Annotated in this window: 17 protein-coding genes; all 17 read left to right on the plus strand. The window is 68.6% G+C overall.

Going from position 1 to position 15,695, the window contains the following annotated elements:
- Positions 1-2 precede the first annotated feature (2 nt).
- The gene (tmk, locus tag AABM41_02630; protein MEK6191202.1) at positions 3-623 is read left to right on the plus strand and encodes a dTMP kinase; all 621 of its coding nucleotides are present in this window, start codon (positions 3-5) and stop codon (positions 621-623) included.
- 15 nt (positions 624-638) lie between these two features.
- On the plus strand, positions 639-968 hold the full coding sequence (locus tag AABM41_02635) for a cyclic-di-AMP receptor (GenBank protein ID MEK6191203.1): 330 nt from the start codon (positions 639-641) through the stop codon (positions 966-968).
- A gap of 12 nt (positions 969-980) precedes the next feature.
- Positions 981-1,589, plus strand: a complete 609-nt coding sequence (locus tag AABM41_02640) for a DinB family protein (protein MEK6191204.1) — start codon at positions 981-983, stop codon at positions 1,587-1,589.
- Positions 1,586-2,716, plus strand: a complete 1,131-nt coding sequence (locus AABM41_02645; GenBank protein ID MEK6191205.1) for a hypothetical protein — start codon at positions 1,586-1,588, stop codon at positions 2,714-2,716. Before AABM41_02640 ends, AABM41_02645 begins: the two co-directional genes overlap by 4 nt.
- 98 nt (positions 2,717-2,814) lie before the next feature.
- Positions 2,815-3,174, plus strand: a complete 360-nt coding sequence (locus AABM41_02650; protein ID MEK6191206.1) for an NADH-quinone oxidoreductase subunit A — start codon at positions 2,815-2,817, stop codon at positions 3,172-3,174.
- A 77-nt stretch (positions 3,175-3,251) separates the two neighbouring features.
- On the plus strand, positions 3,252-3,794 hold the full coding sequence (locus tag AABM41_02655) for an NADH-quinone oxidoreductase subunit B (protein ID MEK6191207.1): 543 nt from the start codon (positions 3,252-3,254) through the stop codon (positions 3,792-3,794).
- Positions 3,734-4,369, plus strand: coding sequence for an NADH-quinone oxidoreductase subunit C (locus tag AABM41_02660; protein ID MEK6191208.1), 636 nt, complete (start codon positions 3,734-3,736; stop codon positions 4,367-4,369). The genes AABM41_02655 and AABM41_02660 overlap by 61 nt, the downstream gene beginning before the upstream one ends.
- On the plus strand, positions 4,366-5,649 hold the full coding sequence (locus AABM41_02665; GenBank protein MEK6191209.1) for an NADH-quinone oxidoreductase subunit D: 1,284 nt from the start codon (positions 4,366-4,368) through the stop codon (positions 5,647-5,649). The genes AABM41_02660 and AABM41_02665 overlap by 4 nt, the downstream gene beginning before the upstream one ends.
- A 9-nt stretch (positions 5,650-5,658) precedes the next feature.
- Positions 5,659-6,678, plus strand: coding sequence for an NADH-quinone oxidoreductase subunit NuoH (gene nuoH, locus AABM41_02670; GenBank protein ID MEK6191210.1), 1,020 nt, complete (start codon positions 5,659-5,661; stop codon positions 6,676-6,678).
- 11 nt (positions 6,679-6,689) lie between these two features.
- The gene (locus AABM41_02675; protein MEK6191211.1) at positions 6,690-7,538 is read left to right on the plus strand and encodes an NAD(P)H-dependent oxidoreductase subunit E; all 849 of its coding nucleotides are present in this window, start codon (positions 6,690-6,692) and stop codon (positions 7,536-7,538) included.
- Positions 7,538-8,884 carry an NADH-ubiquinone oxidoreductase-F iron-sulfur binding region domain-containing protein gene (locus AABM41_02680; GenBank protein MEK6191212.1) on the plus strand — a complete coding sequence of 449 codons (1,347 nt, stop codon included), beginning with the start codon at positions 7,538-7,540 and terminating at the stop codon, positions 8,882-8,884. Before AABM41_02675 ends, AABM41_02680 begins: the two co-directional genes overlap by 1 nt.
- A gap of 10 nt (positions 8,885-8,894) precedes the next feature.
- On the plus strand, positions 8,895-11,279 hold the full coding sequence (locus AABM41_02685; protein ID MEK6191213.1) for an FAD-dependent oxidoreductase: 2,385 nt from the start codon (positions 8,895-8,897) through the stop codon (positions 11,277-11,279).
- Between the two features lie 41 nt (positions 11,280-11,320).
- Positions 11,321-11,725 carry a PAS domain-containing protein gene (locus AABM41_02690; GenBank protein MEK6191214.1) on the plus strand — a complete coding sequence of 135 codons (405 nt, stop codon included), beginning with the start codon at positions 11,321-11,323 and terminating at the stop codon, positions 11,723-11,725.
- Positions 11,722-12,567, plus strand: coding sequence for an MBL fold metallo-hydrolase (locus tag AABM41_02695; GenBank protein ID MEK6191215.1), 846 nt, complete (start codon positions 11,722-11,724; stop codon positions 12,565-12,567). Before AABM41_02690 ends, AABM41_02695 begins: the two co-directional genes overlap by 4 nt.
- Positions 12,568-12,597: 30 nt before the next feature.
- Complete coding sequence (locus AABM41_02700) at positions 12,598-13,140, plus strand: NADH-quinone oxidoreductase subunit J (protein MEK6191216.1); 543 nt, start codon at positions 12,598-12,600, stop codon at positions 13,138-13,140.
- A gap of 3 nt (positions 13,141-13,143) precedes the next feature.
- Positions 13,144-13,452: an NADH-quinone oxidoreductase subunit NuoK gene (gene nuoK, locus AABM41_02705; protein MEK6191217.1), complete on the plus strand. Its 309-nt coding sequence runs from the start codon at positions 13,144-13,146 to the stop codon at positions 13,450-13,452.
- Positions 13,453-13,483: 31 nt separating this feature from the next.
- A complete protein-coding gene (gene nuoL, locus AABM41_02710) occupies positions 13,484-15,694 on the plus strand; it encodes an NADH-quinone oxidoreductase subunit L (GenBank protein ID MEK6191218.1) in 2,211 nt (736 codons plus the stop codon).
- Position 15,695: the final 1 nt, after the last annotated feature.

Genomic DNA, 15,695 nt, shown 5'->3' on the forward strand with positions numbered 1-15,695 from the left:
GTTTGTTCATCACCCTGGAGGGCCCCGAAGGCAGCGGCAAGAGCACCGCCGCCCGCCACCTGGCCGAATGGCTGCGCACCCGCGGCGTGCCGACGACCCTGACCGCCGAACCGGGCGGAACTCCGGTGGGCGAGGAGATCCGGCGACTGCTTCTCCACATCCGAACGCTCTCCGACGACCTCGATCCCAAGGCCGATGCGCTCCTGTTCGCCGCCGGTCGCGCCCAGCATGTCGAGCGCCGCATCCTCCCCGCCCTGCAGCGGGGCGAGTGGGTCGTCTGCGCCCGCTACCTCGACTCGTCCATGGCCTACCAGGGAGGCGGCTACGGCCTCGACATGGACGCCCTGCGCGACCTCCAGGCGTTCGCCACCGGCGGGTTGAAGCCGGACCTCACCATCCTTTTGGACGTGCCGGTCGAGATCGGCCTCGGGCGCAAGCGGCGCGACCGTTGGAACCGGTTCGAAGACACGGAGAGCGCTGCCTTCTTCGAGCGCGTGCGACGCACATACCTTGATCTGGCCGCGGCCGAACCTGGTCGGTACCGGGTCCTGGACGCCTCCGGATCGGTCGAAGAAACCGACGCAGCCATCCGCGAGCTGGTGGCGCCGCTCCTGCATCGGTAGGGCATACTGCGGCCGATGAAGCTGGTCACCGCCGTCGTTCACAGCGAGGACGCCGGAGCCCTCGTCGACGCCCTGCTCGAAAAGGAGTACCGCGCCACCCGGCTGAACTCGTCGGGCGGGTTCCTCAAGCAGGGCAACGCGACCATCCTGATCGGGTGCGAGGACGACCAGGTGGACGCCGTCTTGGCCCTCATCAGCGCCAACTGCCACGCCCGCAAGCAGTTCGTGAACCCCATGCCCCCGATCATGGAGCCGGGCGAGTTCTACATGCCCTACCCGGTCGAGGTCGAGGTCGGCGGGGCCACCGTCTTCGTCCTTCCCGTCGAGCGCTTCGAGCGCTTGTAGAGACCGATAGTGATGCGCGCAAATTCGCGCGCCTGGGTGGACGAGCTGGAGTTCGGGGCGCCGGACGTGCTGGCCGTCTGGCGGCTCATCGATCCTGCCGATTTCAGCAAGGATTATTCGGCGATCCGCGCCGAGCTGAGTCGCCGGGCGGGAACGGGAAGCGCCCCTCGTGTGTTGGCCGAGCAGGAGGCAATCGCCGACGCTCTCGAGGCGGTCCTGGCCGAGATGCCGGAGGAGCTCCTCCTAGCGCCTGGAGGCGAGGACGACTGGAACGTGGCCCAGGCCTTCGCGCACGCCACGGGGTCGCGGCGCTACCTGGCCGCGGCGGCCGCCTTCGCAGCTCGTGGCGAGTGGCCCGATCCCCCGCCCGTAGTCACGCCGGGCATCCCCGGCCCGGCCGATGCCGACCGCGAGACGTTGCTCATGCTGTTGAACAAGAGCCGTCGCTCCATGGCCCTGTCGGCCGCGGCCATCGCCGGCCACGAGACCGATCCATGCCCCCTCGACCATCCGCTGATCGGCACCCGGCTGCTTTGCGGGGAATGGCTCCTGTTCTGCGGAGTCCACGACCTCATGCACCTCGAGCAGCTCCACGACCTGCTGGACCGCGCCTCGGGATGAGCGGCGACCAGCGCCCCGCGCCGCTGGTCCTGATGGGCGCCCCCGCCGCCGACGAGGCACCGTTTGGCTCGTACGCAGCGGGGCTGGCCACCGGCCGGCACTTGCTGGCCGCGGAGCTCAGCCAGCGGCTGGCCCGCCAGGGCGCCGCCGTGCAGCTGATCCCGCCGGCGGTGGAGGCCGGGCCGTTTCACTGGGGAAGTTGGTACTCGCGCGCTGCCCGAGCTGCGTTGGACGAGGCCGGCGACCGAGTAGACGCATTGGGTTGGGTCGGCGCCGGGGCGCTGGCCATGCTCGGGGATGAGGCGTTGGACGCGCTGCTGAGCCCGATCGCCGGAGAGGTGGTCACCAACAACCGTTTCAGCTCCGATGCGTTCGTTGTGGCCGGCGACCTGAGTGCCGCGCTGGGAGTTTTGGCCGGACTGGGAGCCGATAACGGCGCCCCGCGAGCCCTGGAAGCGGCCGGTTTCACGGTCCGCGACCTCTCTGACGCGCCTTGGACCCGATTCGACGTCGACACGCCGCTCGATCTCGCCCTGCTGCGCTTGGCGACGCGCATCGCCGGCACGCGGACGCTGGATCCGGCGATTGTCGCGTTCCTCGAGGGCGCGCAACTGCCCGGCAGCCGATCACTGGAGATCCCGCGCCTCGAGGATCTGCTGGCGGTCCTCAGGAACCGGAATGCGGAGCTGGTTGTGGCCGGCCGCGTTCCGTCCAGCGCTTTCGCCTACCTCGAGGAGCAGGCCGCCTGCCGGGTGCGCCTTTTCGTGGAGGAGCGTGGGATGCGAGCGGCACCCGGCCACCGTCCACGATCCTTACTCGCGGATTGGGTGACGGAACACGGGGGCGCCTCGCTTATGGAGCACCTGGCGACCCTCGGCGATGCGGTCATCATCGATACACGGGTCGTGATGGCGTCCCTTGCCGGCTCATCGGACACCGCCGCTTGGCCATCGCCAGAAGAGCGTTATGCCTCCGACTTCGGCGACCCTTCGCCTATAGCCACTCCGTGGCTCCGCGACCTCACCACGGCGGCGGCGTCCGCATCGGTCCCGTTCCTACTCGGCGCCCACACTCTGGTCAGCGACGGCCTCCGCATCCTCACAGACGCCGCCTGGCTTGGCAGGTAGCCGAGTTCGTCGTCGGAAGGCTCTCCTGATAGACTCTGATCAGGAGATTTGATCCGCATTGCGGGCCGTAGCGGCCCGCTCGAGCGAGCACAACGACGATGGACCAGACCGGGCTGCTCTACGTCCTGGGATTCGGCTTCGCCGCCACGACGTTCGTGTTCGGCACGATTCTGTTCTCGTGGCTGATCACGCATCGGCGCAAAGAGGCCCAGAAGGGGCTGCCCTACGAGTGCGGGATCGACACCATCGGTGACACCTGGTCCCGCTTCGGGCTGGCGTTCTACCTGTACGCCCTGCTGTTCGTGGCCTTCGACGTGGAGATCATCTTCATCTACCTCTGGGCGATCGTGATTCGCGACCTCACGCTCACCGGCATGATCCTGATGGGGATCTTCCTGGTGGTCCTGATGTACGGCGAGTTCTACGCCTGGAAGAAGGGTGACCTGAAATGGCGATAACAACCGCTCCCCGAGCTGACGAGCCGATCGTCATCCCCGACGCGGCCGGCGACGATCCGCTGCTGGGCGAGTTCGGGATGGAGAACCACCCCCAGGGTGGGTTCCATGGCCTGCTGGAGGTCATCCCCACCCGGGCCGATTACATCCTGGACCTGATCCGGGCCAACTCGCTGTGGCCGCTCCTGTCCGGCCTGTCGTGCTGCGCCATCGAGATGATGAGCACCGCCACCAGCGTCAACGACATCGACCGATTCGGGATGTTCCCGTTCCGCGCCTCGCCGCGCCAGGCTGACGTCCTGATCGTGGCCGGCACCCTGACCACCAAGATGGCCGGTCCGCTGGTGCGCCTGTGGCAGCAGATGCCGGAGCCCAAGTGGTGCGTCGCCATGGGCACCTGCACCACCTCCGGCGGACGCTTCAAGCGCAGCTACAGCGTCGTCCAGGGCGTGGACCGGGTCATGCCGGTCGACGTCTACGTGCCGGGTTGCCCGCCGCGCCCCGAAGGCCTGATCTACGGGCTGATGAAGCTCCAGGAACTGGTCAAGCAACGCCGCGGCCAGTGGGCCACCTATGCCGACCGGGGTCCGGACCTCCGATCCTGGGAAGGAGACGTGCGCTGAGCGCACCGGCCGCGGCGGGCCCGCTGGTCCGGCTGCTGGGCGACCGGCTCGCCGACGCGGCGAGCGAACTGTGGACCGACGAGGACACGGTCGAGATCCAGGTTCCCCGCGACAAGATCGTCGATTCGCTCCGCACCCTGCGCGACGACGCGGACTTCGGCTTCTTCTTCCTGGCCGATGCGGCCGCGGTCGACTACGGGGTCGGCAACTGGTTCGAGGTCGTCTACCACCTGTACTCGGACCGCCACCCCACCTGGCTGCGGGTCCGGGTCAAGGTTGACCGCGAGAATCCGGTGACGCCCAGCATCACCTCGCTGTGGGAAGGGGCGATGTTCCACGAGCGCGAGATGTACGACATGATGGGCATCGTCTTCGAGGGCAACCGCGACCTGCGGCGGATCTACATGTCGCCGGACTACCGGTCCTTCCCGCAGCGCAAGGACTTCCTGCTCCCCGATGACGCCGCCGATTCCGCCGCCGCCGGCAACCGCCCGCTGGAGCGGCCCGAGACCTGGGACCTGAGCAAGCTGGCGGACGCCGCCGCGCACCGCGACGAGCCGGGAGGCCCGGTGTGACGACCACCAAGCCGCCGCAAGCTGAGGACGCGGAGGAGCCACGCTCCGACGAGCCGCGCATCCCCGACCCGCTGGTATTGGACGCCATGGCCACCGGCGCGCCGCGCCAGGAGTTCTTCGGCTTCGACATCGTCCCGCCCCCCGACCGGCCGCCCCAGACCGAGCGCGAGCAGGAGGTCTACACCCTCGGCGACGGCGAAATGCTCGTCAACATGGGCCCCCAGCACCCCTCCACCCACGGCGTGATGCGCCTGGTGGTCAAGGTCCGCGGCGAGGTGGTCATCGACATCGACCCTGTGCTCGGCTACCTGCACCGAGGGATCGAGAAGCTGTGCGAAGAGGCCACCTACACCACGGTCCTGACCTACGTGGACCCCATGGACTACATGTCGGCCATGCACAACGAGCACGCGCCGGCGATCGCGTTCGAGAAGCTGTACGGGATCCAGGCACCGCGCCGGGCGGAGTACATCCGGGCCCTGGTGGTCGAGCTGAACCGGGTGTTCAGCCACGGCCTGATGATGGGCTTCCTGGCGCTCGACATCGGCGGCCTGACTCCCATCCTGTACGGCTTCATCAACCGCGACGAGGTGGTCGAGATGCTGGCCGCCATCTCCGGCCAGCGGATGCTGTTCAACTTCTTCCGAGTGGGCGGCGTGAACTTCGACACCAATGACGAGTTCATGTCGCGCCTCGGCCGATGGCGGGCCAACGTCCTGGACAACGTCGAGATGAACGAGAAGATCCTGACCGATAACGAGATCTTCCGGGCTCGGACCAGGGGGATGGGCACCCTGAGCGGCAAGGAAGCGATAGCTCTGGGGGTCAGCGGACCCAATCTGCGGGCCAGCGGGGTGCCGTTCGACGTCCGCAAGGCCCACCCGTACTGCATCTACAACGAGCTCGAGTTCGACGTCATCACCCACACCGAGGGCGACACCTATGCCCGCTACATGCAGCGCATCGCGGAGCTGAAGCAGTCCATCCACCTTATCGACCAGATCGTGGACAAGATGCCCCACGGCCCGGTCCAGGCCCAGGTGCCGGGGATCATCCGCCCTCGCCCCGGACGCGCCTATGCGGCCATCGAGTCGCCCCGTGGGCTGTACAGCGTGTACGCCATCAGCGACGGCGGCCCGAACCCGTATCGGTTCCGCATGCGCGACCCGAGCTTCATCAGCCTGCAGGTCATGCCCAAGCTCATGCCCGGGCACCTCATCGCCGACACCATGGCGATCATGGCCAGCCTGGATCCGATCATGGGCGGCGTGGACAAGTAGGGGGCCGAAATGGATCCGGCGACCATCGAAACCCTGCTCGGCGTCGGCCGTTTCGTGGCGGCAACGACCCTGCTGCTGCTGCTGACCGTGCCGACCGCGTTCATCGTGGGCCAGCTGGAGCTGAAGATCATCGCCCTCATGCAGCTCCGCTACGGCCCCAACCGGGTCGGCCCGCGCGGGATGTTCCAGAGCGCGATCCACGGCTTCAAGATCCTGGCCAAGGAGGACCAGACGCCGGATCGAGCCGACGTCCCGGTCTTCACCCTGGCGCCGTGGATGGTGTTCATGGCGGCCGCCATGAGCATGCTGGTCATCCCGTTCGCCCCGGGCCTTGTGGCCTTCGACTCCGACATCGGCGTCATCTACTTCTTCGCCATCATCGGTCTGTCGGTGGTCGGGATGCTGGTCGCCGGTTGGGCCAGCTACAACAAGTACGCGCTGCTGGGCGGGCTGCGGAGTGCGGCCCAAATGGTCAGCTACGAGATCCCGTTGACCCTGTCCATCGTGGGCGTGGTGGTCCTGACCGGGACGTTGTCGTTCACCCACATCGTCGAATGGCAGCTGGAGCACGGCTGGGCGGTCATCTGGCAGCTGGTCGGCTTCCCGATCTTCTTCATCGCCGCCGCCGCGGAGATCAACCGCACCCCGTTCGACATGGTGGAGGCCGATTCGGAGATCGTGGCCGGCCCGTTCACCGAGTACTCGGGCATGCGATTCGGTTTCTTCTATTTTGCGGAGTACGTCGCACTTTTCATCATGTGCGGCATCCTGGTCACCCTCTTCTTCGGCGGGTGGCTGGCGCCGTGGCCCTTCCCGGCCCAGCTGGACGGCTTCGCCGGCACCGTCTACGGCCTGGTCTGGTTCTTCCTGAAGACGTACATCTTCGTGTTCATCGCGATCTGGGTGCGGGCTACCCTGCCCCGCGTGCGAGTCGACCAGCTCATGGGCATGGCCTGGAAGGCGCTCCTCCCGCTGGCGCTCATCAATCTGTTCGTGACCGCCGCGGTGGTCCTGATCTTCAAGCTGTGATGGCCTGACACATGGCGATCCCCGGCTCCGGCCTGCTCACCGGCATGGGCGTCACCCTGCGCAACCTCTTCCGCCCCAAGGTGACGCAGCAGTACCCCGAGGTGCGCCCCGCCATGGCGGAGCGTTGGCGGGGTCGGCTGGACCTGATCTACGACCCGTTCGGGGAGCACAAGTGCGAGGTCTGCTTCCAGTGCGCCATGGTGTGCCCGGTGGAAGCCATTGACATGAGCGGCTTCGACTCGCAGGGCAACAAGATCCGATACGGGCTGCCCGAGATCTACGACGAGCGCCGGGACCCCAACGCCTTCCGACGGGCCGGCCTTCCATCCAGACCGATGCGCAACGCGGCGCGCTGGGAGGAAGCGGTAGATGACGCCTGGGTCGACCAGGTCGTAGATGGATTTGGCGGGCGTCCGGAGTCGCTGGTGGCCATCTTCGTCGCGGTCCAGACCCGATACGGGTACCTGCCCGAGCCCGCGTTGCGCCGGATCAGCGACAGGATGACGATCCACTGGGCCCAGGTCTTCGGGGCTGCCGGGCTGGGCGGCTTCCGGCTGCTGCCGACCGAGGGGCACCTGGTCACGGTGTGCGACTGCGCCGCGTGCCGCTTCGCCGGAGGCGACAAGCTCCTGGCGGCCCTGGAGGAGGAGCTGGGGGTACGGGCCGGGGAGACGACCGATGACGGCGCATTCACCCTGGAGACCGATGCGAGCGTGGGAGCGGGCGCGATTGCGCCGGCGGTGCGGATCGACACCCTGGTATACGGGCCGCTCAACGTCGACGAGGCACGCCACCTGATCTACGCCCGGCGGGCGGAGAAGTCCCGCGCCGAGAAGCTCGGCGCCGGGGCGAGCGCCTGATGGCGGCCGGCCTCTCCCCGCAGATCCGGATCCTCCCCGGCGGGGAGCACCGCCTGCTGGCCGGGATCGGGAAGCTGGACCCCGAGTCGCTGGCTGCGTACCGCAAGGCCGGTGGCTACCGCGGCCTGACCCGCGCCATCACCAAGCTCTCCCCCGACGAGGTCATCACCGAGATCTTCGCGTCCCGCCTCCGCGGCCGAGGGGGCGCTGGGTTCCCGGTGGCCGACAAGTGGCGCGCCACCCGTTCCGCCCCCGGTGAGCGGAAGATCGCGGTCGCCAACCTGATGGGCGCCGACCCGACATCGCTGGGGGATCGGGCGCTGGCCGAGGGCAACCCCCACCTCGTCCTGGAGGGGCTGCTCATCGCCGCCGCCGCGGTGGGGGCCTCGGAGGCCATTCTGGCCGTGCGGCGCGACTGGACCGCGGGCATCGAGCGCCTCCGCAAGGCGGCGGCGGATGCCGAGGCCGCCCACCTGGCGGGCTACCTCATCCTGGGCACCGACGTATCGGTCCAGGTGTCGGTGTGGGAAGGCTCCGGCGCCTACGTGGCGGGGGAGGAGACGGCCCTCATCCACGCCCTCCAGGGCGACCGCGGCATGCCGCTCATCCGCCCCCCGTATCCTGCCGCGCGCGGGCTGTGGGGCGTCCCGACGCTGGTCCACAACGGCGAGACCCTGGCCCACGTGGCCTGGATCCTGGGCCACTCGGCAGGCGACTTTGCCAAGGTCGGGCCCGAGGAGGCGCCGGGCACCAAGCTGGTCACCATCGCCGGCGCGGTGCGCAACCCGGGTCTGGCGGAGGTCGCGATGGGCACCGTGGTCGCCGACATCGTCAAGCTGGCCGGCGGGTCGACCGGGACCGTGAAAGCCGCGTTCGTGGGTGGACCGGGTGCCGGCGCGCTGGCTGCCAACGAACTGTCTGACACGGGCTACGAATACGGCGCGCTGGGCGCCGCCGGCGCTCACATCGGTTCGGGATCGGTCCTGGTCACCGACGCCGCCACCTGCATGGTGGCCACCGCCCGCTTCCTGCTGGACTACTCCGCGCGCGAGGCATGCGGAAAGGCCGTCCCGTGCCGGATCGGTCCGTTGCGGCTGGTTGAGATCCTGGACCGCATCCTGGCCGCCACCCCGCGCCCCAACGACCTGGTCCTGCTGCGCGAGCTGTCGGCCAAGATCGCCGACACCGCCCTGTGCCGCCTCGAATCGCTCGCCCCCAAACCCATGCTCACCACCCTGGATCGCTTCGAGGACGAGTACCGCGCCCACGCCGAGCGGGGCGTTTGCCTGGCGGGCTCGTGCAAGACGGACCCGGTCTCCCCGTTGCTGGCGCCGCTGGCGTCATAGGATTGGACCGATGACCTTCGCAGGCAACGGCAACGGGAAAGGCAACAGCAGCATGGTGGGGCCCTTCGAGGACTACGCCCCCATCTGGCCGGTGGTGCCCGGCACGCGCAAGATTACGGTCACGATCAATGGCCGCCAGGTCCAGGCCGAGGAGGGCCAGACCATCCTCCAGGCCTGTCGGGTGCTTGGGCTCGAGATCCCCACCCTGTGCTACGAGCCCAAGCTGTCCCCGTACGGTGCCTGCCGGATCTGCGTGGTCGAGGTGGACGGCCAGGACAACACGCCCATCTCGTGCGGGACCGACCTCGCCGAGGGGATGGTCATAACCACCCACTCGGAGCGGGTCATCGAGAACCGCCGCCTGGTGCTGGAGCTGATCTTCTCGGACCACGACGCGTACTGCCTGCCGCCCTGCCAGTTCAAGTGCCCCACCCGGGTCGACATCCCCGGCTACCTGAAAGCCAACGCGGAGGGCAACTGGGAAGAGGCGACCCGCATCCTGAAGCGCTCGCTCCCCTTCCCGGCCATCCTGGGTCGGGTGTGCCCCGCCCCCTGCGAGACCCACTGCCGGCGCGAAGAGGTGGACACCGCCATCGCCATCCGCGACTCGCATCGGTACTGCGCCGACCGGGTCCTGGAGGTGGACGCGCCGGCCCCGCTGCCGTGGCCCAAGGAATCGGACACCGGGCGCCGGGTGGCGATCGTCGGTTCAGGGCCCGCCGGCATGACGGTGGCCTACTACCTCCAGCTGCGCGGGCATCACTGCGACGTGTTCGAGGCCGATCCCGAGCAGGGGGGAATGCTCCGCTACGGGATTCCCGAGTACCGCCTGCCCAACGGCTGGATGGACCGCGAGCTGAACCACGTCTGGGAGCTGGGCGCCACCTTCAAGCCGAACATGCGCCTGGGCCGCGACTTCCACCTGGCCGATCTGGTGGAGCAGGGCTACGACGCCATCTTCGTGGGCATCGGCTGCTACAAGCCCAACGAGATGGGGATTCCCGGCGAGGACGCCGACGGGACCGTCAACGCGCTGGAGAACCTGTACAACAGCACCCGCGGCATCCCGGTTCCCGCCCTGAAGGGGGCCAGCGTGGTGGTCATCGGCGGCGGCTTCACGGCCATCGACTGCACCCGGACCTCCCTCCGCCAGGGCGCAGCCGAGGTCAACCTGGTGTACCGCCGTGACCTGAAGGACATGCCAGCGCAGGACGAGGTCCACGAGGCCGCCGAGGAAGGCGCCAAGGTCACCTTCCAGGCCGCGCCGGTCCGCATCGTGACCGATGCCAAGGGCAAGGTGACCGGGGTCGAGTTCCAGAAGATGCACCTGGGCGAGGCCGATGAGAAGGGCCGGCGCCGGCCGGAGCCCATGCCCGGCACCGAATTCATCATCGAGTGCGACACGGTCCTGGGTGCCATCGGCCAGGGGCCGGAGCTGGCGTGGATCGACTCCGAGCCCGATGAGATCCGCTCCGGGCTGGAGGTCAGCCGCCAGGGGCGTCTGGTGGCCGATGCGAACACGTTCCGCACAGGCATCCCCAAGATCTTCGCCGCCGGCGACGTGAACCTGGGGGCCACCACCGTGGTGGAGGCCATCGGCGACGGTCGGCGGGCGTCGTATGCCATGGACTACTGGCTCCGCGGCCACGACCTGGACGACCCGCAGGTGCGGCGCATGGTGTCCGAGCCGCAGCCCTCGTTCCTGACCATCGTGCCCTTCACCGACGACGTGAAGGAGCCCCAGGCGGTGATGGGCAAGCTGGGCGCTGAGGAACGGCGCACGAACTTCGAAGAGTACGAGCACGGCTACACCCACGACCAGGCCATGGGCGAGGCCGCCCGCTGCCTGCAGTGCACGTGCGAGGCGATTGGCCACTGCGACCTGCGCGAGGCGGCCATCGAGTACGAGACCACCCTGAACATGACGATCGACGAGCGGTCGATCCAGGACAACCCGTATGTCGGCATCAACCACGGCTACGGCCGGGACGAGACCCACTCGTTCATCCTGCGCGATTACTCGCGCTGCATCGATTGCGGCCGATGCGCCCAGGTGTGCAAGGACATCGTGGGCGCCGGGTGCTACGACTTCATCGGAAAGGGCTTCGACTCGCTGGTTACGACCGCCGATTACGTCTCGTTGAACGAAACGCCGTGCGTGTCATGCGGGCGGTGCGCGGAGACGTGCCCGGTGGGGGCGCTCATGCCGCGGCCGCGGATCCTGGAGACGTACCAGCTCGACGTGAGCCGCTGCATCTTCTGCGGCATCTGCGCCGACGCCTGCCCCTACGACGCGCTCCGCTGCGGCCCGGAGTTTGAGTTCAGCGAGTACCAGCGCGACCTGCCCATGCTCGACATCCTCGAGATGTCCGACCGGGAGCGCCCCACCCGCTAGATCCGAGCCCGGGCCGGCGCTGGGCGGTATCCTCGGGCGGAATGACCGATCTTCCCCAGCAGCCGATCGAGATGATCCTGCTCCGCCAGCTGTCGGAGCACCTGTCCATTCCGATGTGGGTCATCGACGGCGAGGGGGATCTCGTCTTTTTCAACGAGGCGGCCGAGCCGACCCTCGGCGTGCGGGCCGACGACGTTGACCAGATGCCGTTCGAGACCTGGACCACGTCCTTCCGGCCCCGGGATCTATCGGGCAATCCGCTGCCGCCCGAGGCGCTGCCCCCGATCATCGCGCTGCGAAAGGGGGAACCGGCCCATGCCACGATCGAGATCACGGGCGGGGATGGGGTCGCGCGCCGGATCGGCGTCACCGCCTTCCCGCTGACCGGCGGCCACGGCGACATCATGGGCTCGGTGACGATGTTCTGGGAGTCCCCCAAGGCGTGATCGTCCGTCTGTGGGGCACCCGCGGGTCGGTGGCGGCCGCCGGCCCCCAGACCGCGCGCTATGGCGGCAACACGGCCTGCGTGGAGGTGCGCGGCGACGATGGGACGCTGCTCGTCCTCGACGCGGGGACCGGCATCCAGCGCCTGGGCGCTGAGGTCGCGATGGAGGCGGGGCGGATCGACATCCTGCTGACCCACCTCCACATGGACCACATCCAGGGCCTGGGCTTCTTTGCCCCGATCTTTCGCCCCGGCTGCGAGATCCACATCTGGGGTCCGCCCTCGCCGACGCTCCATCTGCGCGCCCGCCTGACGCGCTACCTCTCCCCGCCCCTGTTCCCCATCCGCTTGCGCGACCTGCGTGCCAACTTCGACTTTCACGATGCTCCACAGGAGCCGTTCCGGATCGGTCCATTCACCATCCTGGCCGATGAGGTCATCCATCCCGGCGCGACCCTCGGCTTTCGGGTCAGCGAGAACGGCCGTTCCCTGGCCTACCTGAGCGACCACGAGCCGGCGCTCGGGACGGGGAACGGAGATGGCAACACATCCTGGGTGAGCGGGCTGCGCCTGGCGCGCGGGGCGGACGTGCTCATCCACGACGCCCAATACACGAACGAAGAGCGTGCCGAGCGGCTGGGCTGGGGCCACTCATCGGTCGGCGAGGCCATTGCCTTCGCGCGCCGCGCCCAGGTCGGCAAGCTGGTCCTGTTCCACCACGATCCGGCACGAACCGACGATCAGATGGACGTCCTGGCCATGGCGGCCGCGGACCTGGCCGCGTCCACCGCCAACGGCCTGCAGGTGACCGCCGGGCGCGAGGGCGATCAGCTCTTGCCGTAGAATCGGTCACGGCCTCTCGAGCGAGGCCGTGTGAGCGCTCGGTCTCGAACGGGAGCCTCGACTCTGGACATCTCGACCGTCCTCTTCGTGGTGCTCGCCGCCGGCGTCCTCGGCGGCGGCCTGGCGGCCGTCCTGCTGCGGAACGTGATCCATTCCGCGGTGGCCATGATGGTCTCTTTCGGAGCCCTGGCGGGCACGTACGCCCTGCTCGGCGCGCCCATCGTGGCCGCCGCCCAGGTCCTCATCTACCTGGGGGCCATCAGCGTCCTGATCCTGTTCGCGATCATGCTGACCCAGGCCGGCGACGCCAACCTGCCGGCACCTTTCCAGCGCCAGGCGCCGTTCGCGGCCCTGGTCGCCATCGGGATCGTGGCCCTCGTCGGTTGGGCCCTGCTCCAGACCGACTGGCCCAACCCCAGCGTGATCATCCCGGTCGAGCTCGACGCCCTGGCCGCCGCCCTCTTCAACGACTACGCGCTGCCGTTCGAGATCGTGGGCTTCCTGTTGCTGGCCGCCATCATCGGCGCCATCTACCTCGCCCGACGGCCCGAAGAAGACGAGCGGATGAACTGACCGATGGGCCTCAACGGCTACCTGTTCCTGTCACTCGCCCTGTTCGGGATCGGGGCCTTCGGCTTCCTGGCCCGACGCAACGCGATCATGATGCTGATCTGCATCGAGCTCATGTTGAACGCGGTCAACCTGGCCCTGGTGGCCTTCAACGCGTTCGATTATTACGCCACCGATGACGCGGGCGCCGTCTTCTCGCTGCTCGTGATGGCCGTCGCGGCAGCCGAGGCGACGGTCGGCCTGGCCCTGGTCATCGCGATCATCCGCACCCGTCAGACCGCCGAGGTCGACGACTACGCCGATCTGAAGGAGTAACGCGCTGGACCTGCAGTCGCTCGTCGCCCTGATCCCGGCCCTGCCGCTGGCCGGCTTCCTGTTCGCGGTGCTGGTTGGGCCGCGCTTCGACCGCATTCCGGAGCACGCCGAGCACGATGACGAGCACGGCGCCGGGGCCGGTCACGACACGGGCGGCGACGCGCACGCCTCCCACGCCGAGGCGGTCGACGAGTCCGGGTACCGCGGCGTCCCGACCGAGGAGGAGCAGCGCGAGACCTCGCCCCACCGGGGCCACGCCGACGACCTGGCCAACGCCAACGGGGCCGATGGGATCATCCCCGACGAGCTGAACGACGGGCGCGGGCAGCCCGGTCACGTGACGCCCGGCGGGCCGCGGCCGGTCTACCGCTCGTGGTGGGTCCCGGTCGCATTGGTGGCCGTGGCCTGGGCCGCGTCAATGGCCATCTTCGGCGCGGTCATCTTCGGAGGCGCCGAGTACCGGGTCACCGTCTACGAGTGGATCGTGTCGGGTGATTTCCGGATCGAGATCACGTTCTTCGTGGACGCGCTGACCGCGGTCCTGCTGCTGGTGGTCAGCACGGTGGGCCTGCTGGTCCACGTCTATTCCATCGGCTACATGGACGGCGACCGCAGCGTCTGGCGCTTCTTCGCCTACCTGAACCTGTTCATGTTCAGCATGCTGCTGCTGATCCTGGCCGACAACTTCCTGCTCCTGTACGTGGGCTGGGAGGCGGTCGGCCTGTGCTCGTACCTCCTCATCGGCTACTGGTACAAGAAGCCGTCCGCGGCAGGAGCCGCCAAGAAGGCGTTCATCGTCAACCGGGTCGGCGACTTCGGTTTCGGGCTGGGCGTGATCCTGATCTGGACCCTGCTCGGCACGCTGACGTTCGACGAGGTGTTCGCGGGGATCGGCGGCCTCGAGGGCTGGCAGATCACCCTCATCGCCCTGCTCCTGTTCGCAGGGGCAGTGGGCAAGAGCGCCCAGTTCCCGCTGCACGTCTGGCTCCCGGACGCGATGGAGGGCCCCACCCCGGTCAGCGCCCTCATCCACGCCGCGACCATGGTCAACGCCGGGGTGTACCTGGTCGCCCGCGCCAACCCGATCTTTGCCCACTCGCCGGAGGCAATGGGCGTGGTGGTCGCGATCGGGGTGTTCACCGCCGTCCTGGCGGCGGCCATTGCGGTCACCCAGAACGACATCAAGAAGGTGCTGGCCTACTCGACCGTCAGCCAGCTGGCGTACATGTTCTTCGGGCTGGGGATCGGGGCCTGGGCGGCGGCCATCTTCCACCTGCTGACCCACGGCTTCTTCAAGGGCCTGCTGTTCATGGCTTCCGGATCGGTCATCCACGGGGCCGGCGGGGAGCAGGACATGCGCTTCATGGGCGGCCTCCGGGAACGCATGCGCTGGACGTACGGGACCATGCTCGTGGGGGCCCTGGCGCTGGCCGGGATCCCGATCTTCGCGGGGTTCTTCAGCAAGGACGAGATCCTGTCGGAGGCCTTCGCCCGCGGCTACCCGATCTACTGGGCGGTGGGCATCGGGGTCGCGTTCCTGACCGCGTTCTACACCTTCCGGATGATCTTCATGACCTTCCACGGCTCGTGGCGCGGGCCGGCGGCCGCCTGGAAGCACGTCCACGAGAGCGCGCGGACGATGGTCGCGCCGCTCGTCATCCTGGCCGTCCCTACCGCGCTGGCCGGGCTCCTGCTGGGCATTCCGCCCGAGGGCGGCACGATCCATCTGTGGCTGGAGGAGGTCTTCGCCAGTGCTGAGGGGCTCGGGGCCGGTATCCAGCCCGGCTCGATCCTGGCGGAGGCCATGGAGCACGGGGAGGCGCACGGCTTCGAGCTGTTCGGCCTTGGCGGGCTGCTGCTGCTGGCCGGGGCGTCGGTCGGCCTGGCCGGCATCCTGCTCGCCCGGCGCTGGTACATCCAGGATCCCGAGGCGCCCGCGCGTTTTGTGGAGCGCTTCCCGTTCGGGCTGGGGCCGGGCATGTACCGGGCCAGCCTGAACAAGTACTACTTCGACGACCTGTACCAGCTCATCTTCGCTCGCGGCGGCGTGGTGCTTTCAAATGCCCTGTGGTGGTTCGACGTGAAGGTCATCGACGGGGCGGTGAACGGCGTCGGCTGGTTGGCCCAGCGCCTGGGCGGCGGGTTGCGCAGGTCCCAGACCGGGCGGGTCCAGAACTACGGATTGGGGATCGCGGCCGGGTTGGTCATCGTCCTGCTGGTCTATGCCACGGTGGTGCGCTGAC

The sequence above is a fragment of the Chloroflexota bacterium genome (assembly GCA_038040195.1).
In the GTDB taxonomy this organism is placed as follows: domain Bacteria; phylum Chloroflexota; class Limnocylindria; order QHBO01; family QHBO01; genus DASTEQ01.